At 69.9% G+C, this 20,179-nt stretch carries 19 protein-coding genes; 8 read left to right on the top strand and 11 right to left on the bottom strand.

The genetic code is table 11. From position 1 onward, the window contains the following. Positions 1–4 precede the first annotated feature (4 nt). A complete protein-coding gene (locus tag ACQYVW_RS10905) occupies positions 5–916 on the top strand; it encodes a DMT family transporter (RefSeq protein WP_434947017.1) in 912 nt (303 codons plus the stop codon). On the opposite strand, the gene ACQYVW_RS10900 is transcribed toward ACQYVW_RS10905, so the two are convergent. Beyond that, positions 900–1,817, bottom strand: coding sequence for an NAD-dependent epimerase/dehydratase family protein (locus tag ACQYVW_RS10900; RefSeq protein ID WP_434947016.1), 918 nt, complete (start codon positions 1,815–1,817; stop codon positions 900–902). The two genes, ACQYVW_RS10905 and ACQYVW_RS10900, sit on opposite strands and share 17 nt — an antisense overlap. 189 nt (positions 1,818–2,006) lie before the next feature. Here ACQYVW_RS10900 and ACQYVW_RS10895 point away from each other — a divergent pair, with 189 nt between their 5' ends. The 6 genes from ACQYVW_RS10895 to mnhG are packed head-to-tail and all read left to right on the top strand — an operon-like array spanning position 2,007 to position 7,886. Next, complete coding sequence (locus tag ACQYVW_RS10895; protein ID WP_434934497.1) at positions 2,007–4,790, top strand: monovalent cation/H+ antiporter subunit A; 2,784 nt, start codon at positions 2,007–2,009, stop codon at positions 4,788–4,790. Further along, a complete protein-coding gene (locus ACQYVW_RS10890) occupies positions 4,790–5,176 on the top strand; it encodes a Na+/H+ antiporter subunit C (protein WP_434934496.1) in 387 nt (128 codons plus the stop codon). The genes ACQYVW_RS10895 and ACQYVW_RS10890 overlap by 1 nt, the downstream gene beginning before the upstream one ends. Further along, a complete protein-coding gene (locus ACQYVW_RS10885; protein WP_434947211.1) occupies positions 5,176–6,708 on the top strand; it encodes a monovalent cation/H+ antiporter subunit D in 1,533 nt (510 codons plus the stop codon). Before ACQYVW_RS10890 ends, ACQYVW_RS10885 begins: the two co-directional genes overlap by 1 nt. A gap of 10 nt (positions 6,709–6,718) precedes the next feature. Further along, complete coding sequence (locus ACQYVW_RS10880; RefSeq protein ID WP_434947015.1) at positions 6,719–7,207, top strand: Na+/H+ antiporter subunit E; 489 nt, start codon at positions 6,719–6,721, stop codon at positions 7,205–7,207. Beyond that, positions 7,204–7,482, top strand: a complete 279-nt coding sequence (locus ACQYVW_RS10875; protein ID WP_434934492.1) for a K+/H+ antiporter subunit F — start codon at positions 7,204–7,206, stop codon at positions 7,480–7,482. Before ACQYVW_RS10880 ends, ACQYVW_RS10875 begins: the two co-directional genes overlap by 4 nt. Continuing rightward, positions 7,479–7,886 carry a monovalent cation/H(+) antiporter subunit G gene (mnhG, locus tag ACQYVW_RS10870; RefSeq protein ID WP_434947014.1) on the top strand — a complete coding sequence of 136 codons (408 nt, stop codon included), beginning with the start codon at positions 7,479–7,481 and terminating at the stop codon, positions 7,884–7,886. Before ACQYVW_RS10875 ends, mnhG begins: the two co-directional genes overlap by 4 nt. Before the next feature lie 18 nt (positions 7,887–7,904). Here mnhG and ACQYVW_RS10865 read toward each other — a convergent pair whose 3' ends face one another. The 5 genes from ACQYVW_RS10865 to hppD form a co-directional block, all read right to left on the bottom strand. Continuing rightward, a complete protein-coding gene (locus ACQYVW_RS10865) occupies positions 7,905–8,849 on the bottom strand; it encodes a sodium:calcium antiporter (protein WP_434947013.1) in 945 nt (314 codons plus the stop codon). A gap of 54 nt (positions 8,850–8,903) precedes the next feature. Then, positions 8,904–9,575, bottom strand: coding sequence for a hypothetical protein (locus tag ACQYVW_RS10860; RefSeq protein WP_434947012.1), 672 nt, complete (start codon positions 9,573–9,575; stop codon positions 8,904–8,906). 210 nt (positions 9,576–9,785) lie between these two features. Continuing rightward, a complete protein-coding gene (hmgA, locus tag ACQYVW_RS10855; RefSeq protein ID WP_434947011.1) occupies positions 9,786–11,090 on the bottom strand; it encodes a homogentisate 1,2-dioxygenase in 1,305 nt (434 codons plus the stop codon). Positions 11,091–11,269: 179 nt separating this feature from the next. After that, the gene (locus tag ACQYVW_RS10850) at positions 11,270–11,665 is read right to left on the bottom strand and encodes an endonuclease domain-containing protein (protein WP_434947010.1); all 396 of its coding nucleotides are present in this window, start codon (positions 11,663–11,665) and stop codon (positions 11,270–11,272) included. 91 nt (positions 11,666–11,756) lie between these two features. Further along, the gene (gene hppD, locus ACQYVW_RS10845) at positions 11,757–12,869 is read right to left on the bottom strand and encodes a 4-hydroxyphenylpyruvate dioxygenase (RefSeq protein ID WP_434947009.1); all 1,113 of its coding nucleotides are present in this window, start codon (positions 12,867–12,869) and stop codon (positions 11,757–11,759) included. Positions 12,870–12,964: 95 nt separating this feature from the next. On the opposite strand from hppD, the gene ACQYVW_RS10840 reads away from it, so the two are divergent. Then, entirely contained in the window at positions 12,965–13,444 is a 480-nt protein-coding gene (locus tag ACQYVW_RS10840; RefSeq protein WP_434947008.1) for a MarR family winged helix-turn-helix transcriptional regulator, read from the top strand. 209 nt (positions 13,445–13,653) lie between these two features. Here ACQYVW_RS10840 and ACQYVW_RS10835 read toward each other — a convergent pair whose 3' ends face one another. The 5 genes from ACQYVW_RS10835 to ACQYVW_RS10815 all read right to left on the bottom strand — a co-directional run bounded on the left by ACQYVW_RS10835 (position 13,654) and on the right by ACQYVW_RS10815 (position 20,107). Continuing rightward, positions 13,654–14,991: an MFS transporter gene (locus tag ACQYVW_RS10835; RefSeq protein ID WP_434935694.1), complete on the bottom strand. Its 1,338-nt coding sequence runs from the start codon at positions 14,989–14,991 to the stop codon at positions 13,654–13,656. A 189-nt stretch (positions 14,992–15,180) separates the two neighbouring features. Then, complete coding sequence (locus ACQYVW_RS10830; RefSeq protein ID WP_434935701.1) at positions 15,181–16,674, bottom strand: peptide MFS transporter; 1,494 nt, start codon at positions 16,672–16,674, stop codon at positions 15,181–15,183. Positions 16,675–16,898: 224 nt separating this feature from the next. Then, complete coding sequence (locus ACQYVW_RS10825) at positions 16,899–18,488, bottom strand: AbgT family transporter (RefSeq protein ID WP_434935696.1); 1,590 nt, start codon at positions 18,486–18,488, stop codon at positions 16,899–16,901. Positions 18,489–18,579: 91 nt separating this feature from the next. Continuing rightward, positions 18,580–19,233 (bottom strand): energy-coupling factor ABC transporter permease, encoded by a 654-nt coding sequence (locus ACQYVW_RS10820; RefSeq protein WP_434947007.1) that lies wholly within the window; start codon positions 19,231–19,233, stop codon positions 18,580–18,582. Between the two features lie 13 nt (positions 19,234–19,246). Then, positions 19,247–20,107, bottom strand: a complete 861-nt coding sequence (locus tag ACQYVW_RS10815; protein WP_434947210.1) for a tryptophan 2,3-dioxygenase — start codon at positions 20,105–20,107, stop codon at positions 19,247–19,249. Between the last annotated feature and the right edge of the window lie 72 nt (positions 20,108–20,179).

Genomic DNA, 20,179 nt, shown 5'->3' with positions numbered 1-20,179 from the left:
GACCGTGACCGCAGGCGCAGGTCTGCGCGGGCGCGACCTCGCGCTGGCGCTGCTGATCTGCCTGTGCTGGGCGGTCAATTTCCTGACCTCGGCGCACGCACTGCAGGAGATCCCGCCGTTCCTGTTCACGGCGCTGCGGATGGGGATCGTGGTGCTGCTGCTGGCCGCGTTCATGCGGGCGCCGCCGCGCGCGCAGTGGCCGCGGCTGGCCGGCATCGCGCTGTTCACCGGCGTGCTGCATTTCGGCACCAGCTTCCTGGCGCTGCAGCTGGCGGGCAACCTGTCCTCGCCGGCGATCGTCACCCAGACCTATGTGCCGATGGCGATGCTGCTGGCCTGGTGGTGGCTGGGCGAGCGGTTCGCGTGGCGGACGGCACTGGGCATCACCCTGAGCTTCGCCGGCGTGATGGTGCTGGGTTTCGATCCGATGGTGCTGGATGAGCCGCTGGCGCTGGTGGTGATGCTGTTCTCGTCGCTGATGGTCGCGATCGGCACGGTGCTGATGCGACGGCTGAGCGGCGTCGGCATGGTCGACCAGCAGGGCTGGACCGCGGCGCTGAGCGTGCTGCCGCTGCTGGCGATCAGCGCAGTGGTCGAACCGGGCGGGTTCGCGGCGCTGCGCGAGGCCAGCTGGATCGGCTGGGGCGGGGCGCTGTACGCGGCGGTGTTCGCCTCGCTGCTCGGGCACGGGCTGTTCTTCCGCCTGGTGCAGCGCCATCCGGTGGCGCAGGTCACGCCCTATCTGCTGATGACGCCGGTGTTCGCGGTGCTGCTGGGCATCGTGTTCTGGGGCGACCGACCGGGGCCTGCGATGTGGATCGGCGGGGCGATGGTGCTGGGCGGGGTGCTGCTGATCGCGATCCGCACCCTGCAGAAGGCGCGCCCACCGGTGGCCGAAGTCACGCCGGAGGTGTGAACATCGCGGCTACCGGAGCGAACCCGCGTGGCGCGTAGCCGAAATCGGCCCGCGCCGGGCCGGAATCGAAAGCCAGGTCCTGGCGCATTCTCGCCAGTGCCGCATCGTTGAAGCCCGCGGCCAGGCCCGCCAGGCGCGCCGGGGCCAGCAAGGCCCGAAACAGCGCCGGCGGCAGGATCCACAGGCGCGGCGATTGCGGCAGTGCTGCCAGCACCCGCGCCACCATCTCCATGTAGGACAGCGTCTCGCCGCCCGGCAGCGCGTACGCGCGGCCCACGGCCGCGGGTGCCCCGACGCAGGCCGTGGCAGCCCAGGCCAGGTCGTCCACGTGCACCGGCTGGCGCAGGCCGCGCGCGTCGCCGGGCAGGACGAACCCGTGCAGGCGCCGCGCCAGCAGGGCGATGCGGGTCAGCGTGGCGTCGCGTCCGGCGCCGTAGACCAGGGTCGGTCGCAGCACGGTGGCGCCGATGCCGCCTGTCGCGGCGGCCGCGAACAGTTGCTCTTCCGCCCGGCGCAGGCGCATGGCCACGTCGCGCTCGGCGTGGTCGGCCGAATCGCGCTTGACCTCCACGCTGGTCGAGCCGAACGCGACCACCCGGCCGCAGTCCGGCGCCGCGCTCGCGAACCAGTGGGCGAAGCCGTCCAGCGGACCGCAGCTGAAGATCGCGTCGACCGCCGCGGGCAGCCTGCCCGTGTCGGCCAGTTCGCCGCGCTGCCAGCGCACCCCCGGCAGGTCGGGCTGCGGCGTCCGGGAGACCGCCAGCACCCGCCAGCCGGCCGCCGACAGCCGCGCCAGCAGCGGCCGCCCGATCTGCCCGCTGCCGCCGAAGACCAGGGCCTGGGGCGGGTCCGCGGCCTCCAGCGGCGGACGTCGTTCGGCAGGAGAAACGGGCGGGGACATGAGCACAAGGATACGGGCCGGGTATGGGGGGAGCGGCACCGCCGACCGCGCTGCGCGCCGTCGGGCTGCCCATCCGGGCCCGAAGCGGGGTGGGCGACGCCATCCCCGGCGCGGCGGAACCGTCGGTTAAACTCGGGGACCGGCCAGCGGCTTTCACGCCGAGGCCGTTCCGCCCATCCCGGATACCCGATGCTGTTACTGCTCCTGGCACTGCCCTTCGCGGCGGCGCTGTCCATCGCCATGGCCCGCACCGCCTCCCGCCGTACCGTCGCCTGGCTGGCCGCCAGCGCGCCGCTGCTCGGGCTGGGCGTGCTGGGCTGGCTGACGCCGGCGGTCATGGCGGGCACGGAACTGCGCGAAGTCGTGGCCTGGCTGCCCCAGGGCGGGCTGGCGCTGGCGCTGCACCTGGACGGGCTGGCCTGGATGTTCGCCGGCCTGGTGCTGGGCATCGGCGCGCTGATCGTGCTGTACGCGCACTACTACCTGGACGAGGAGGACAGCGCGCGGCGCTTCTTCGGCTGCCTGATGCTGTTCATGGGCGCCATGCTGGGCGTGGTGCTGGCGCACAACCTGCTGGTGCTGGTGGTGTTCTGGGAGCTGACCAGCATCAGCTCGTTCCTGCTGATCGGGTTCTGGACCGGCCGCCAGGACGCGCGCCAGGGCGCGCGCATGGCCCTGACCATCACCGGCCTCGGCGGCCTGGCCCTGCTCGGCGGCGTGCTGCTGATCGGCCGCGTGGTCGGCAGCTACGAACTGGACGCAGTGCTCGCCTCGGGCGATGCGATCCGCGCCAGCGCGCTGTATCCGGCGATCCTGGCCCTGGTGCTGGCCGGCGTGTTCACCAAGAGTGCGCAGTTCCCGCTGCACTTCTGGCTGCCGCAGGCGATGGCCGCGCCGACCCCGGTCTCGGCCTACCTGCACTCGGCGACCATGGTGAAAGCCGGCGTGTTCCTGCTCGCGCGCCTGCATCCGGCACTGGCCGGCACCGAGCTGTTCTTCTACGTGGTCACCACCGTCGGCGCGGTCACCCTGCTGATCGGCGCCTGGTACGCGATCTTCCAGCACGACCTCAAGGGCCTGCTGGCCTACTCGACCATCTCGCACCTGGGCCTGATCACCCTGCTGTTCGGCCTGTCCACGCCGATGGCGGTGGTGGCCGGCGTGTTCCACATCCTCAACCACGCCACCTTCAAGGCCTCGCTGTTCATGGCCGCGGGCATCATCGACCACGAGTGCGGCACCCGCGACCTGCGCCGGCTGGGCAACCTGCGCAAATACATGCCCTACACCGCCGCGCTGGCGATCGTGGCCTCGCTGGCGATGGCCGGTATCCCGCTGCTCAACGGCTTCCTGTCCAAGGAGATGTTCTTCGCCGAGGCGCTGGAGGCCGGCGAACAGAGCGCATTCCGCGTCGCGATCAGCATCGCGGCGCTGCTGTACGGCGTGTTCGGCGTGGCCTACAGCCTGCGCTTCGTGCACGACGCCTTCCTCGGCCGCGGCCCGCGCGCGCTGCCGGTCGAGCCGCACGAGCCGCCGGTGTGGATGCAGGTGCCGGTCGGGGTGCTGGTGGCGCTGTGCCTGGCGGTCGGCATCCTGCCCGCGCTGATGGTCGAGCCGGTGCTCAAGACCGCCGTGGCCGGCACGCTGGGCGCGGCGGCGCCGGAGTTCTCGCTGGCGGTGTGGCACGGCTGGAACCTGCCGCTGGCGATGAGCATCGCCGGCGTGCTCGGCGGCGTGGCCTTCTATTTCGCGCTGCGCCGGCTGTTCGCGCTGCACGACGCGATGCTCCGCACCTGGGGCCGGCACCTGTACCACGTCAACGTCGAGAAGCTGTTCAACGCCGCCTGGGCCTTCACCGCGCGCGTGGCCGCGGGCGGCATCCGCCGCAGCCTGTTCTGGATGATCGTGGCGGTGCTGGCGGTCGGCTCGGCGCCCTTCATCGGACAGGAGGCATCGCTCCTGGGCGACCTGCCCGCGCCACAGCCCATGCCGGCGCTCGGCTGGGTGTTGTGGGCAGTGCTGGTGGCTTCGACGCTGGCGACCGTCGCCTGGCACGGCAAGCGCCTGACCGCGCTGATCGTGATCGGGGCCACCGGGCTGATGGTCAGCGTCGCCTTCGCGATGCTGTCCGCGCCCGACCTGGCGCTGACCCAGTTGCTGGTCGAGATGGTGACCATCGCGCTGATGATGATGGCGCTCAATTACCTGCCCAAGCAGTCCAAGCAGGCGCGCACGCCGTTCCGCCGCTGGCGCGACGCGCTGATCTCGATCGTCGCGGGCGTGGGCGTGGCCGGCCTGGCCTACGCGATGCTGGTGCGCGAGCCCAGCGACGCGGTCTCGGCCGAGATGCTCGCGCGCTCGCTGCCGGAGGCGTACGGCGCCAACGTGGTCAACGTGATCCTGGTGGACTTCCGCGGCTTCGACACCTTTGGCGAAATCACCGTGTTCGCGGTCGCCGCGCTGGTGGTGCACGCCATGTTGCGCTGGGCGCGGATGCGGCCGGACGAGGTGATGCCCGGCCCGCCGGTGCAGTTGCCGATCCCGGCCGATCTGACCCAGCTGCTGTTCCCGCTGGCGCTGACGGTCTCGATCTACCTGTTCCTGCGCGGCCACAATGCGCCCGGCGGCGGCTTCATCGCCGGCCTGGCGATCGCGGTGCCGGTGCTGATCAAGTACGTGCTGCAGGGTGCGCGCGCGGTCGAGGCCACGTTCGGCTTCGACTACGTGCGCGGCATCTCGATCGGGCTGCTGCTGGCCGCGGCCGGCGGCCTGGGGTCGCTGCTGTTCGGCCTGCCGTTCCTGACCAGCGGCCACGTCGACCTGCACCTGCCTGTGATCGGCAGCCTGCCGCTGGCCAGCGCGCTGGTCTTCGACACCGGCGTGTACGTGGTGGTGTTCGCCGGCGCGCTGCTGATCCTTTCGACGATGGGCACGGTGCGGCGCCGCGCCCTGGCCGAGGAGGCGGCTGCCTGATGGAATTCGCACTCGCCAGCGGCATCGGAGTGCTGGTCGCGGCCGGGGTCTACCTGCTGCTGCGCGCCCGCACCTTCGACGTGATCCTCGGCCTGACCCTGCTGTCCTATGCCACCAACCTGCTGATCTTCGCCTCCGGGCGGATGGTGGTCGGCAAGCCGCCGGTGCTGCGCGCGCTGGTCGAGCCGGTGCGCGCCAATTACACCGATCCGCTGCCGCAGGCGCTCGTGCTGACCGCGATCGTGATCGCCTTCGCCATGACCGCCGTGGTGGTGGTGGTGGCGATGCGCAACCACGCCGACCTGCGCAGCGACCACGTCGACGGCCGCGAGCCCGAGCGCCGGCCCGAGGCCGGACCGGAAGACGAGCGGAGCCGCGACGCATGATGCAGCACCTGGTCTTGGCGCCGATCGTGCTGCCGCTGGTCACCGGCGCGATCCTGCTGATGCTCGAGCGCCGCCACGACGTGCGCGTGCTGCGCAGCGGGGCGTGGATCGGCATGGCGCTGCTGCTGGCCGCGGCGGTGGCGCTGCTGCTGCGCGCCGACGGCGGCGGCATCGAGGCCTACCTGCTCGGCGACTGGCCCTCGCGGCTGGGCATCGTGCTGATGCTCGACCGGCTCAGCGCGCTGATGGTGCTGACCACCACCCTGCTCGCGATCCCCGCCTTGCTGTACGCCTGCGCCGGCTGGGACCGGCGCGCGCTGCACTTCCACGCGCTGTTCCAGATCCAGTTGGCCGGGCTCAACGGCGCCTTCCTCACCGGCGACATCTTCAACCTGTTCGTGTTCTTCGAGGTGATGTTGATCGCCTCATATGGCCTGCTGCTGTCGGGCGCGCGCGGCGAGCGGATCGCGGCGGGCATGCACTACGTGGTGTTCAACATCGCCGCCTCGACCCTGTTCCTGATCGCGCTGGGCCTGCTGTACGGCATGCTCGGCTCGCTCAACATGGCCGAGCTGGCGATGCGCGTGGCGGAGGTGGCGCCGGAGGACGTGGCCCTGGTGCGGGTCACGCTGGGCCTGCTGCTGGTGGTGTTCTGCGCCAAGGCCGCGCTGCTGCCGATGTACCTGTGGCTGCCGGAGGCCTATGCGCGCGCCCCGGCCGCAGTGGCGGCGCTGTTCGTGATCATGACCAAGGTGGGCCTGTACGCGCTGCTGCGCGTGGGCTCGCTGTGGTTCGGCGAAGCGGCCGGCCCCTTCGAGGACTTCGGCCGCGGGCCGCTGCTGGTACTGGGCATGGCGACGATGCTGCTGGGCAGCCTCGGCGTGGTCGGCGCGCTGCGCCTGCGCATCGCCGCCGCCTACCTGGTGCTGATGTCCTCGGGCACCCTGTTCGTGGCGTTCTCGCTGGGGCAACCGGGCACGATCGCCGCGGGCCTGTATTACCTGCCGCACAGCTGCTTCGCGGCCGCGGCGATGTTCCTGATCGCGCACATCGTGCAGCGCCAGCGTGGCCGCGCCGGCGACCGGGTGCTGCCGACCGGGCTGGCCCTGCCGTTGAAGACCGGCCTGCTGTTCATGGTCGCCGCGCTGGCGCTGATCGGCCTACCGCCGCTGTCGGGCTTCATCGGCAAGTTCCTGCTGCTGGGCGCGGTGCCCGATGCCGACCTCGGCTGGGTTTATTTCACCGTGCTGGGCAGCAGCCTGCTCGCGCTCATCGGCCTGAGCCGGAGCGGCTCGCGGCTGTTCTGGCGTACCGCCGAGGACAAGCGCGATACCGATTCGGTGGACGGACAGCCCAGGGTCGGCACGCTGGAGATCGCCGCCACCGCCCTGCTGCTGGCCTACGGCGTGGCGATGAGCCTGTTCCCCGCACCGGTGCTGCGCTACACCACGGACACCGCCGACCAGCTGCTCGCCCCCGCCGATTACGTGCGCGAGGTTCGCGGCACCACCCCGCAGCTGCGCGCGCCATGAGGAGCCGGACATGATCGCCCGCATCTTCCCCTCGGTGCCGCAGAGCATCACCGTCTTCGTCTTCTGGTTGCTGATGGCCGAGGACGCCAGTCCGGGCACGCTGGCGCTGGCCGCGTTCCTGGCCTGGCTGATGCCGCAGATCGCCGCGCGCCTGGAGCGCGAGTTCGCGCGCATCGGCGAATCGCGGATCCTGCTGTCGCTGGGCGCCAAGCTGCTGTGGGACGTGGTGGTGGCGAACGTGACCGTGGCCCGCCAGGTGCTGGGCCCGGAAGACCGGCTCAAGCCGGGCTTCATCTGGATCCCGCTGGAGCTGACCAACATCCACGGGATCTCGGCCCTGACCAGCGTCATCACGCTCACGCCCGGCACGCTCACGGCCGAACTTTCGGCCGACCGCAGGCACCTGCTGGTGCACTGCCTGCATGTGGAGGATCCGGAGCAGATGATCCAGGAGATCAAGCAACGCTACGAGGCGCCGCTGCGCAGGGTGTTCCCATGATCGACCTGATGAACCTGGTGATCGGCGGCGCGATGGTGGTGGTCGGCTGCGCCATGCTGCTGGCGCTGTGGCGGCTGGTGCGCGGGCCGACCGCGCCCGACCGCATCCTCGCGCTGGACACGCTGTACGTGGCCACCATCGCGGAAGTGGTGCTGCTGGGCATGCTCGACGAGACCGAGGTGTATTTCGAGATCGCACTGATCATCGCCATGCTCGGCTTCTTCGGCACGGTGGTGCTGAGCAAGTACGTGATCCGGCGGGACATCGTCGAATGAGGCTCGCGATCGACATCGCCACCCTGTTCCTGCTGGTGGTGGGCTGCTTCTTCGTGTTCCTGGGCAGTTTCGCCCTGGTCAAGCTGTCGAGCTTCTTCCACCGCATCCATGGCCCGACCAAGGCCAGCACACTGGGCGTGGGCTGCATCCTGGCGGCCTCGGTGCTGCACCGCGCGATCCATGGCACCGGCGTGCACCCGCGCGAGCTGCTGATCACCGTGTTCCTGTTCCTGACCGCGCCGGTGGCCGCGCACCTGATGTCGCGGGCGGCGCTGTCGCTGATGGACAAGCGTCCCGAAGCGCCATGCTCCGGCACCGAACCCGAAGGCCACATCCGCGACGACGCCGACGAGCGCGCCGAGCAGCAGGCGCGCGAACGCCAGGAAGGCCGCGACGACGGCTGAAGGCCCTGCGCGCGGGCGCTACGCCATCGCCAGCTCGAAGCCGACCCATGTCGCGAACGCCAGCAGCAGCACCGCGCCCTCGGCGCGGCTGACCTGCAGGCCGCCGCGCAGCATCGGCAGCAGCAGCGCGGCGAACACCAGCGCCGCCGGCAGCTCGAAGCGCAGGAACGAGGCCGGCACCGGCACGTCGCGCACCAGCGCCATGCCGCCGACCACCAGCAGCAGGTTGACCAGGCTCGAGCCGATCACGTGGCCGGCGACGATGTCGCCCTGCCCGCGCCGCGCGGCGGCGATCGCGGCCGCCACTTCCGGCAGTGCGGTGCCGATCGCGACCGGCAGCAGGCCGACCAGCAGCGAGTCCATGCCCAGCGCCGGGCGCATGTCCAGCGCGCCCTGCACCACCCACTTCGCGCCGAACCACAGCAGGGCGATCGCGACCGCCAGGCGGACGAGGTTGAGCCCGGGCGAGGTGCTTGTTTCGGCGAAGCCGGTGAACTCGGCCCGCAGCTCCGGCTGGCGCCGGCCGAAGATCCATGCGAAGACCAGCACCGCGACGAAGGCGATGACCAGGACCGCGCCGTCCAGCCGGGTGAGCCTGCCGTCCTGGCCGAGCAGGATCGTCGCCAGGGTCGCCACCACCAGGCAGACCAGCGGCGAGGGCAGCGCTTTCCAGCGGATCAGCAGTGGCGCGCACAGTGCGGCCGCGCCCAGGGTCAGGCCGAAGTTGGCGATGTTGCTGCCGATCGCATTGCCCAGCGCAAGCGCATGGTCGCCGACCGCCATCGCGCGCAGGTTGACCGCGAGTTCGGGGACCGAGGTGGCGAAGGCCACCAGCAGCAGCCCGGTGGTGAAGGGCGAGATGCCCGTGCGCCGCGCCAGCCCGACCGAGGCCTTGACCAGCGAATCGCCCCCCAGGGCCAGCAGGACGATCCCTGCCGCGAAGTAGAACAGCGCAACGGCCATCGTCACATCCTCCGCCTGCGAAGTGCCGCGATTATGCCGGAGCCGCGCCCGCGCTCAGGAACAGCCTTCGACATAGTCGACCTGCGGCGGCACGCCGACGCGCCATTCGTCCACGCGGCCGGCGGCATCGAGTTCCAGCACCAGCACGCCGCTGTCGGCGCCGGGCGCGGCCACGCGCAGCACCCTGCCCTCGGGATCGTACTTGTGCGGCTGCTCCTCCACGCGCCCCGGGTACAGCGCGCGCACCTCGTCGCCGCTCATGCCGATCTTCGCGCCACCGGGCGCGGTGACGCCGGCATCGCGCACGTCCATGCGCACGAAGCGGTCGCCCTCCACCATGAAGGCGGTGCGGTAGCCCTCGGGCCCCAGCGGCTGCGGGATCAGGTAATGGCAGCCGCCCGGTTCGGCGGGCTGCGCATCGCCCAGGTCGCCGCCCCAGGCCTGGCGCACCACTTCGGCGCTGGCGCCGAACGATGCGGGGCCGAAGCCGGCGAACGTGATCGCGCCTTCGGCCGGCGCGTCGACACGCAGCGATCCGCTCGCCTGTCCGGCTGCGGGCGCAGGCCCGGCCGCGGGCAGCCCGGCCTGCGCGTCGGTGGGCGGCGGCGATGCAGCCGCCGGCGTAGCCTCGGCGTCGGACGGGGCGGCGTTGGAATCGTCGCGCTGGGCGCCGCAGGCGGCGAGCGTGGCGACGGCGAGGGCCAGGAGGGAGACCTGCAGGCGCATGCGAACTCCGGGATCGGGGAGACGCGCGAGCATGTCACGGGATTCGTGAGCGTGCTGCCGAGACGCCCCGGGGCGAACTCCGTCCCGCCGGGAACAGCTGCTGGCATCCGGAATCGGGCGGACGGGCCGCGCCGGGAGCTGCTGCGGCAGCGGGCGTCCCGTCCACGGGAACGCCGGGCTCTGCGCCCGGCGCGAGATCCGTCGCCGCGATCAGCCCGGCGGCGAGAAATGCTTGCGCAGGCCGGCCCAGCAGGCCTGGTAGTCGCGCTGCCGGTGCGCCGCCTCCACCGCCTGCCGGCTGGGCTTGAGCACCGAGCGCGTCTCGAACATGAAGGCCATGGTGTCGGCGATGACGTCCGGCTGCGACAGGTCGGCGCTGGAAGCCTTCTCGAATGTCGCCGCATCCGGCCCGTGCCCGGTCATGCAGTTGTGCAGCGAGCAGCCGCCCGGCGCGAACCCCTCGGCCTTGGCGTCGTACACGCCATGGATCAGGCCCATGAACTCGCTGGCGACGTTGCGGTGGAACCACGGCGGGCGGAAGGTGTCCTGCTGCACCAGCCAGCGCGGCGGGAAGATCGCCAGGTCCAGGTTGCCCACGCCGGGGGTGTCGGTCGGCGAGGTGAGCACCAGGAAGATGCTCGGATCGGGATGGTCGAAACTGATCGAACCGATGGTGTTGAAGCGGCGCAGGTCGTACTTGTAGGGCGCGTAATTGCCGTGCCAGCCGACCACGTCCAGCGGCGAATGCCCGATCGGCGCATGCCAGAGATGACCGTTGAACTTGGCGATCAGCTCGAAGCTGCCCTCCACATCCTCCCAGGCTGCCACCGGCGACAGGAAATCGCGCGGGTTGGCCAGACCGTTCGAGCCGATCGGCCCGAGGTCCGGCAGCCGCAGCAGCGCGCCGAAGTTCTCGCAGACATAGCCGCGCGACGGCCCGTCGGGCAGCTCGACGCGGAAACGCACGCCGCGCGGGATCACCGCGATCTCCTGCGGCTCCACTGCCAGCACGCCCAGCTCGGTGGCGATGCGCAGCCGCCCCTGCTGGGGCACGATCAGCAGCTCGCCGTCGGCGCTGTAGAAATAGCGCCCGCGCATCGCGGTGTTGGCCGCGTACAGATGGATGCCCACTCCCGCGTGCGCATCGCTGCCGCCGTTGCCGGCGACGGTGTAGAGGCCCTCGACGAAGTCGGTGGGCGCCTCGGGCATCGGCAGTGGGTTCCAGCGCATCTGGTCGGGCGAGACCGGCGTCTCGCCGAAGCGGTTGTGGAAGCGCGGCTGCGCGAACGGCTCGAACCGGCCGTGCATCGCCGCCGGGCGGATGCGGTACAGCCAGCTGCGCCGGTTGCTGCCGCGCGGCGCTGTGAACGCGCTGCCGGTCAACTGCTCGGCGTACAGCCCGTGCGCCACCTTCTGCGGCGAATTGCGCCCGACCGGCAGGGTGCCGGGAATCGCCTCGGTGGCGAACTCGTTGCCGAAGCCGGACATGTAGGACGGGTTGGCGGATTCGTTCATGGCGGTGTCCTAAGCCCCTCTACCACCGGGATGAGGGGGGAACGATTGCGAGCCATTGGCTCGCGTTCTCCCCGAATGCCCTGCGCGCTGCGCAGGGCCGGGGCGCGGGTTGGGGAGAGGGTCCGGCGCACGCGCGGCGTTCAAGATCGCCTCGAGCACCGGATCGTTCATCGCATCGCTCAAGCCCCTCTCCCGTCGGGAGAGGGGTCGGGGTGAGGGTCCGGCGCATGCGAGGCGCTCCAGATCGCCTCGAGCACGGAATCGGTCTGCGTCAGCGCTTCGTTGTCCCAGAATCGAATCACGTTGAATCCTTGGGATTGCAGATAAGCGGTCCTGGCTGCGTCGACATCCGGCGAATGCTGCGATCCGTCCAGCTCGACGATCAGCTTCCTGTCCGGACAGCAGAAGTCGACGATGTAAGGCGGGACAGGATGCTGGCGACGGAACTTCAGCTTGCCGAGGCGGCCTGCGCGCAGGTGATACCAGAGTTTGCTCTCGGCATCCGTCGGTTCCCGGCGCATGTCGCGTGCCCGCTGCAGGGTCACGGTTGGCAATGGTGGCTTGACCGTCGTCACTGCGCCGTACCCTCTCCCCAACCCCTCTCCCGGGGGGAGAGGGGCTTGCCCGCCGCCTCTCCCCGGCTGCCGGAGAAGGCTTCTCTGCAGCCTACAGCACCCCGCGCTTCATCTGGTCGCGCTCGATGCTCTCGAACAGCGCCTGGAAGTTGCCTTCGCCGAAGCCTTCGTTGCCCTTGCGCTGGATGATCTCGAAGAAGATCGGGCCGAGCGCGTTGGTGGTGAAGATCTGCAGCAGCTTGCGCTGCTTGGTCTCGGGATCGGCATCGATCAGGATCTTGTTCCGCGCCAGCCGCGCCACGTCCTCGCCATGGTCCGGGATGCGCTGGTCGATCACCTCGAAATAGGTGTCCGGCGTGTCCAGGAACTCGACGCCCTGCGCCCGCATCTTCTCCACCGTGTCGTAGATGTCGTCGGTGAAGCAGGCGATGTGCTGGATACCCTCGCCCTGGTAGGTATCGAGGTACTCGTTGATCTGGCTCTTCGGATCGCTGGATTCGTTGAGCGGGATGCGCACCATGCCATCGGGCGCGGTCATCGCCTTGGACAGCAGGCCGGTCTTGGCGCCCTTGATGTCGAAGTAGCGGATCTCGCGGAAGTTGAACAGGCGCTCGTAGTAGTCCGACCACTTCGCCATGTTCCCCTGGTAGAGGTTGTGGGTCAGGTGGTCGATGAAGGTCAGGCCGAAGCCCTCGGGCATCAGCTCGGCGCCCGGCAGGATCTCGTAGTCCGGATCGTGGATGGTGCCGCGCGCGTCGTAACGGTCGACCAGGTAGAGCATGCAGCCGCCGATGCCCTTGATCACCGGCGCGGCCACGGCCTTGCTCAGTTCGTCGGCCGGCTCGAATTCCTCGGCGCCGTTCTTGAGCGCCTGCACCCGCACCCACTCGGCGAGCTTGCTGAAGCGGATCGCGAAGCCGCAGGCGCTGGGGCCGTGCTGGGCGGCGAAGCGCGCGGCGAACGAATCGGGATCCTCGTTGATCAGGAAGGTGCAGTCGCCCTGGCGGTAGGTGCTGATCGGGCGCGTGCGGTGGCGCGCCACCTGGACGAAGCCGAGCTTGCGGAAGTAGTCGTGCAGATGCCCCGCCTGGCCGGCGGGGGCGGCATACTCGACGAACTCGAAGCCGTCGATGCCCATCGGGTTCTCGAACGTGGTCACCTGCATGCCGGCCTGGGCCGGGGCGGTTTGTGACTGCGCTGTCATTGTGATAATCCTCTCACCGGGGAGGGCACAGGGCCTGTGGGTCGGTCGCCCATCTTACAGTTTCAGGCGCAACCAACAGCAAGGTGCAGTGCATCATGTCCGACCAGCCCGTTCCGCAGGAACACGCCAACCTCGATCTCGAGCGCTTCCTGCCCTACCGCCTCAGCGTGCTGTCCAACCGGGTCAGCAACGCGATTTCCAGCGAGTACCACCGCCGTTTCGGCCTGGCGATCACAGAATGGCGGGTCATGGCGGTGCTGGGCCGCTACCCGGGCCTGTCGGCGCGCGAGGTCACCGAGCGCACCGCGATGGACAAGGTGGCGGTGAGCCGCGCGGTGGCGCGCCTGCTCGAGCGTGAACTGGTGCGGCGCGAGATCCATGGCGACGACCGTCGCCGCTCGGTGCTCACCCTGTCGGAGGCGGGCTTCTCGGTCTACGACGAGGTCGCGCCGATGACCCTGACCTGTGAGCGCCACCTGCTCGAGCCGCTCTCGGAAGACGAGCGCGCCACCCTGTCGCGGCTGATCGACAAGCTCGCCGGCGACGGCATGGACGCGATGATCCGGCACCTCTGAGGCGCCAGCCGGATACCGCCGGCGCGGGGGGACCTCGTTCACGGCCAGGCGGCTCGGTGCCTTGCTCCGGTTGCGCCCGTAAACCCGGATCCGGACCCGGCGCCGCGCAGTAGATCCGCCAAGCCGCCGCAGACAGGATTCGCGGCGGCGTCCCGACCCATCCCGCGCGGCAAGGCCCGGCGGATGCCGCCCGCCGGCCCGCTCCTGCCCTAGCCCGGCTTGCTGCCCGAGCTGTATTCCAGCCCATGGGCGTTGGGGCCGCTCTCGACGCGCCACAGCAGCCATGAGAACAGCAGCCCGAGCGCCGCCAGCGCGGTGTAGAACCACATGCCCGGCGCATAGCCGGCCGGGTTCTCCGGGCCGGCGGCGAAGGCGGTGTTGAAGCGCCCTACCGCCAGCGGCACCAGGGCTACGCCGATCTGCTGGCACAGGGTCATCATCGAGTAGGCCGCGCCCAGGCGGTTCTCGCGCACGATATAGGCCACCGAGGGCCACATCACCGCGGGGATCAGCGAGAAAACGCCGCCCAGCAGCAGCATCACCAGCAGCAGGGTCATCGGCACCTGCGTGCCGTCGGTGAAGGGAAGCGGGATGTCCGGCCCCGGCGGCGCATAGGTCACCAGCAGGAACAGGGGCAGCATCACCAGCGAGCCCACCGCCATGAACAGCGAGCGCCGTCCCACCCGGTCCACCCACAGGCCGAACAGCGGCGTGACCACGATCGCCGCCACCGGCAGCAGGCTGCTGAGCATGCCGGCGGTCTCGCGGGCCAGGCCGTGGGCCTGCTGGAAGTAGTCGATGGCGAAGGCCCGGAACGGGAACACCGTGGCGTAGAACACCACGCACAGGCCGACGATGTACCAGTACGACGCGCTGAAGGCGTACATGCCTTTCAGCTCGAGCTTGTCGGTGGCATCGGCCTGGCCGAGATTCACCCGCCCTTCCAGCCGCGACTCGGTCATCCAGTACAGCATCGCCGCGGTCACGCCCACCGCGGCCACGCCGGTGGCCAGCCACAGCGGATCCTGCCAGTTGGCGTAGAGCGGACTTGCGAACGAGGTCGACCAGTCGGCCGAGGCCGAGCCCAGCCGCGCGATCGACAGGTTGATGCCGAACGCGAAGGAGAGCTCCTTGCCCTTGAACCACTTGGCCAGCACCGCGGTGGCCGCCACGATCAGCGGCTCGGCGCCGATGCCCAGCAGGAAACGCCCGGCCAGCATCGTCTCGAAGCGCGCAGTCGAGGCCATAAGCGCGGCCGCGGCCAGGCAGATCAGCGCGAACAGGGTGATCGCGCGCTTGGTGCCCCAGCGGTCGATCACGTAGCCGCCGATCAGCAGCACCACCACCGCGGCGACGCTGTAGGCGCTGAAGATCATGCTGATCTGGTCGTAGGTGAAGCCTTCCTGCTCGCGCAGCAGGTCCACCACCGGCCCGAAGGCATCGTAGACGTAGTAGTTGCCGAACATCGCCACGCTGACCAGCACCAGGGCCAGCCAGCGCTGCGCGGGGGACGGGCGCGGCAGCGCGCCTGCAGGAGAGTCGGTCATTCGGCCTGGCTCGGTGTGGTTGGAGTGGCGGCGGCCCTGTCCGGGCCGCCCGTCTGGAGCAGTCGTGGGAGCGCGCTTGCGCGCGAAAGGACGTTCGCGATCAGGGCCGCTCCCACAGTGTGGCGACGCCTCGCCGGCTGCAAGGGACGGCGCGATGGCAGCTGCGCAGCGCGTGCGCAGGCCATCACCTCACTTCACCCCGTGCATCAGCCTCTGGATCAGCGGCGCGATCAGGAACAGCAGCACGCCGGCGCCGAGCAGGGCCCAGAAGCCGAAGGTGTAGCCGGCATGCGCCGATTCCACCGTCATGCCGCCCTCGCCGCTGACGCTGGAGGCGAAGATGCCCGAGAGGTTGTTGCCGATGGCGATCGACAGGAACCAGCCGCCCATCGCCAGGCCGGTGAGCTTGGACGGGGCCAGCTTCGTGGTCATCGACAGGCCGATCGGCGACAGGCAGAGCTCGCCCACCGACTGGATGACGTAGACCATGAACAGCGTCCAGAACGGGATCTTCAGCGAGGCAGGATCGACCAGGCTGGACAGCGCGAACATCAGCAGCAGGAAGGCCAGGCCGTTGAAGATCAGGCCCAGGCCGAACTTGCGCGGGATCGACGGGTTGGCGCTGCCCATCTTCACCCACAGCCAGGCGATGATCGGCGCCAGGGTGATGATCGCGATCGAGTTCACCGACTGGAACCAACCCACCGGGAAGATCCAGCCGCCCAGGTCGCGGTTCACGATGTTCTGCGCCAGGAAGTTGAACGAGCTGCCGGCCTGCTCGAAGAACATCCAGAACAGCACGTTGAAGCCGAAGATGATCAGCATCGCGATCACCATGTCGCGCTGCTTCGAGCCTTCGCGGATGCCCTCGACCAGCAGCATGATCGCCGGCACGATGAACAGCGCCAGCAGGATCCAGTTGAGCAGGCCGGCCTCGATCGTCAGCAGGAAGTAGAACGCCGGGATCGCCACCAGCGCGCCGATGGCCACCGCCAGCACGCGGCCCATGCCGGGGGCGTCGGCCGGCGCGGCGCCGATGCCCTTGAGCTGGGCGCGGCCGAACCAGAACCACAACAGGCTGAACACCATGCCGATGCCCGAGGCGACGAACACCACCTTGTAGGCGGGCATGCCGTCGCTGCCGAACACCTTCTCGGCCAGCCAGCCGGTCAGGATGGGCGCGATGAAGGCGCCCATGTTGATGCCCATGTAGAAAATGGTGAAACCCGAATCGCGACGCGCGTCGCCGGTGGCGTAGAGCTTGCCGACCATGGTCGAGATGATCGGCTTGAACAGGCCGTTGCCGACGATCACCGTGGCCAGGCCGAGCTTGAGCCAGGCATCGCTGGGCGTGGTGATCATGAACAGGCCCGCGGCCATGAACACCGCGCCGAGCAAAATCGCGCGCTGGTAGCCGATCAGCTTGTCGGCCACGTAGCCGCCGAAGATCGCCGCCGCATACACCAGCGCCAGGTAGGCGCCGTAGAGCTCGCTGGCCGGGGCCTCGCCCGACGCATCGCCGGCATAGAACTGCGCCACGATGTACAGCACCAGCGCCCAGCGCATGCCGTAGAACGCGAAGCGCTCCCAGAATTCGGTCATGAACAGCATCCACAGCGGACGCGGATGACCCATGACCTGGGCGAACTCCGGGATGTCCGTGCCGGAACGCGGTTGCTCCATGCCCGGACCTGCGGGCTCGACGCGGTTGGAATTCATGCGGTGGCACTCCCCCGGATTGACTGGTTGGGTCGCTCCCCACCTGCAGCCGCCGGCGCCGTGGCGCCCACGGCCGCGCGCAGGCGGGTCGTTTCGGGCGCAACGTTAGCCCCTGGCGGCCCCCTTTGGGAACCCGCGGGCGCCTCGGCCCACGGCCGGACGCCGCCCGGCCGGGTCCGGAACCGGCCTCAGCCGGCCGGGTAGTCGTGGCTGGCGCCGATGCCCAGCGGGATCCCGAGCCCCCAGAACGCGAGCAGCAGCAGGGTCCACAGCACCGACAGCGCCACCGAGTACGGCAGCATGATCGAGGCCAGGGTGCCGATGCCGGCCGAGGTCACGTAGCGCTGGCAGAAGACCACGATCAGCGGGAAGTACGGCATCAGCGGGGTGATGATGGTGGTCATCGAGTCGCCGACGCGGTAGGCGGCCTGGGTGAGGTCGGGCGAGACGCCCAGCTGCATCATCAGCGGCACCATGATCGGCGCCAGCAACGCCCACTTGGCCGAGGCCGAGCCGATGAACAGGTTGACCACGCCGGTCATGATGATCAGGCCGATGATCGTCATCCACATCGGCAGGCCCAGCGATTCGAGCAGCTCCGCTCCTTCCACCGCCATCAGCGTGCCGAGCCCGGAGCCGTTGAAGCCGGCCAGGAACTGGGCGATGAAGAAGGCGATGACGATGTAATAGGCCATGCCGCCCATGGCCTTGGTCATCGCCGCGATGATGTCGCGGTGGGTCTTGACCGTGCCGGCCACGTAGCCGTAGACGATGCCGGGGATCAGGAACAGGATGAAGATCAGCGCCACGATCGACTGCATCACCGGCGCCTGCGCCACCAGCAGCGGATTACCGCCGGCCAGCACCGCCGGGGTGTCGGCCGGCGCGCGCCAGGGCGAAGTTTCCGGCAGCAGGCTCAGCGCGAACAGCGCCAATGCGGCCAGCATCGACAGCGTCGCCCACAGCAGGCCGCGGCGCTCGGCATCGGTCAGCGGCGCCATCGTCGGCAGGTCCTTGGTGTCGCCGTCGACGGCCGTGCGCGCCAGGCGCGGCTCGATGATGCGATCGGTGACGAACCAGCCGATGGCGATGATCAGCAGGCTCGAGACCGTGGTGAAGATCCAGTTGTTGAGCGGATTGACGATCAGCGCCGGATCGATGATGCGCCCTGCCTCCTGGGTGAAGCTCGACAGCAGCGGATCGAGCGAGGACGGCACCAGCAGGGTCGCCGAGAATCCGCCCGAGACGCCGCAGAAGGCCGCGGCGATGCCGGCCAGCGGATGCCGGCCCGCGGCGTAGAAGATCACCCCGCCCAGCGGGATCACCAGCACGTAGCCTGCGTCCACCGCCACGTGGCTCAGCACCGCCACCGCCACCAGCGCCGGGGTCAGCAGCGACTTCGGCGTGACCGACAGCATCCGCCGCAGCCCTGCGTTGATGTAACCGGTGTGCTCGGCCACGCCCAGGCCCAGCATCGCCGTCAGCACCACGCCCAGCGGCGCGAAGGCCATGAACACGCGGTAGAGGTTGGCCATGAAGGCGGTCAGCGACTCGCCCGAGAGCAGGTTGACGATCCGGATCGGCTCGCCGGTGGCTGGATTGACCGCGCTGAACTCCACGCCCGAAAGCAGCCAGGACAGCGCCCACACCAGCAGCATCAGGATCAGGAACAACGCCGCAGGATCGGGCAGGCGGTTGCCGACTCGCTCGACGCCGTCGAGGATGCGCGAGGAAAATCCGCCGCGCGGCGGGACGGGGTCGGGGCGCTGTTCGCTCATCAAGCGGGTTCCAGTGGCTGCGAATCGGCAGATGCTAGTGCATCCGGCCCGCCCACGCGCGCCCGATCGGGCCAAGCGACCGCTGCCCCCGCTACATCCGCCGCTCCGGCCACAGATAGTCGCGATCGTCGAAGCTGCGACACCAGTGCGGGCGATAGACCACCACCAGGGCCATCACGGTGCCGGCGAAGAAGGCCTCGGCGAACATCAGCATGGGCGTGGCTACGAGGTACGCCGCCAGCGCGCGCCCGCCCAGCAATGCGACCACCGCCGCCTTGGCCAGCATCGAGGCCGCCATCGCCAGCGCGCCGGCGGCGAAGGCATTGAGCATGACGTAGGCGAAGATGTTGCGGGGCAGCCAGGTGCGCGCCGCCCACGAGACGAGCGCGGTCACCATCACCGGCAGCGCGCCGGTGGCGAGGAAATCCATCGCCCAGCCCTGCCAGGCCGCACCCATCAGCACCCCGGCCAGGCTCACCAGCGCCATCGCCCAGCAGGCGGTGCCCGCGCCGAACATCAGCGTGGCGATGGTGGCGCCGAGGAAATGCAGCATCACGCCCTGCAACGCGGCGGTGTTGAACCAGCGCATCGCCGCCAGCGCCAGCGTGGCCAGCACCAGCACCCGGCGGCCTTGCTCGTCGAGCGATGCCGCATGTCGGTGCAGCGAGCGAAACGTCCGCGCCAGCACCAGCGCCGCCAGCAGCCACGCCGGCCACGCGCTCCAGCCGGTCAGCGCGGAGTCCATGCCCCGCGCGCGCTCAACGCCCCGGCCCGATGCTGGTGCGCACGTCGAACAGCTCCGGAAAGAAGGTCAACTCCAGCGCCTGCTTGAGGAAGCCCACGCCGGACGAGCCGCCGGTGCCGCGCTTGAAGCCGATGATGCGCATCACCGTGCGCATGTGGCGGAAGCGCCACAGCTGGAACTGCGTCTCCAGATCGACCAGGTCCTCGCACAGCGCATACTCGCGCCAGTAGCGGCCGGTGCCCTCGTAGATCGCCTCGAACACCGGCAGCAGCGCCTCGTCGCGCACGTGCGGGCGCGACCAGTCCCGCTGCAGGTGCTGCGCCGGCACCGCATGCCCCCAGCGCGCCAGGTACATCAGGAACTCGTCGTACAGCCCCGGCGCCTCCAGCGCCTCGCGCAGCCGCGCCTGGCCCACGGGATCGTGCGCGAACACCTTGAGCATCGACGCGTTCTTGTTGCCCAGCAGGAACTCCACCGTCCGGTACTGCAGCGACTGGAAGCCGGACGACGGCCCCAGCACGTCGCGGAACTCCATGTACTCCGAGGGCGTGAGCGTCTCCAGCACCGACCATTGCTCGGTCAGCTGCCGCAGCACCTGCTTGCAGCGCGCGATCACCTTCTGGCACTGCCAGACCTGGTCGCGGCGCAGGAATGCGATCGCGGCGCCCAGCTCGTGGATGATCAGCTTCAGCCACAGCTCCGAGACCTGGTGCTGGACGATGAACAGCATTTCGTCGTGGTGGGCCGGGTCGCTCAGCGGCTGCTGCGCGTCGAGCAGGCGGTCCAGGCGCAGATAGCCGCCGTAGGTGATCCTGCCGTCGAGGTCGGTGTGGATGCCGTCCTCGAGCGGACGTTCGTTCTGGTCGATGGCCATCGCACGAGGGTAGCGCACGGCGCTGCGGGGCGTCATGCAGCCGACATCGGGACGGTGCACAATCGGCCCCAG

The organism is Luteimonas campi, assembly GCF_051162505.1.
GTDB lineage: Bacteria > Pseudomonadota > Gammaproteobacteria > Xanthomonadales > Xanthomonadaceae > Luteimonas.
This window is presented reverse-complemented; position numbering and strand designations above follow the sequence as displayed.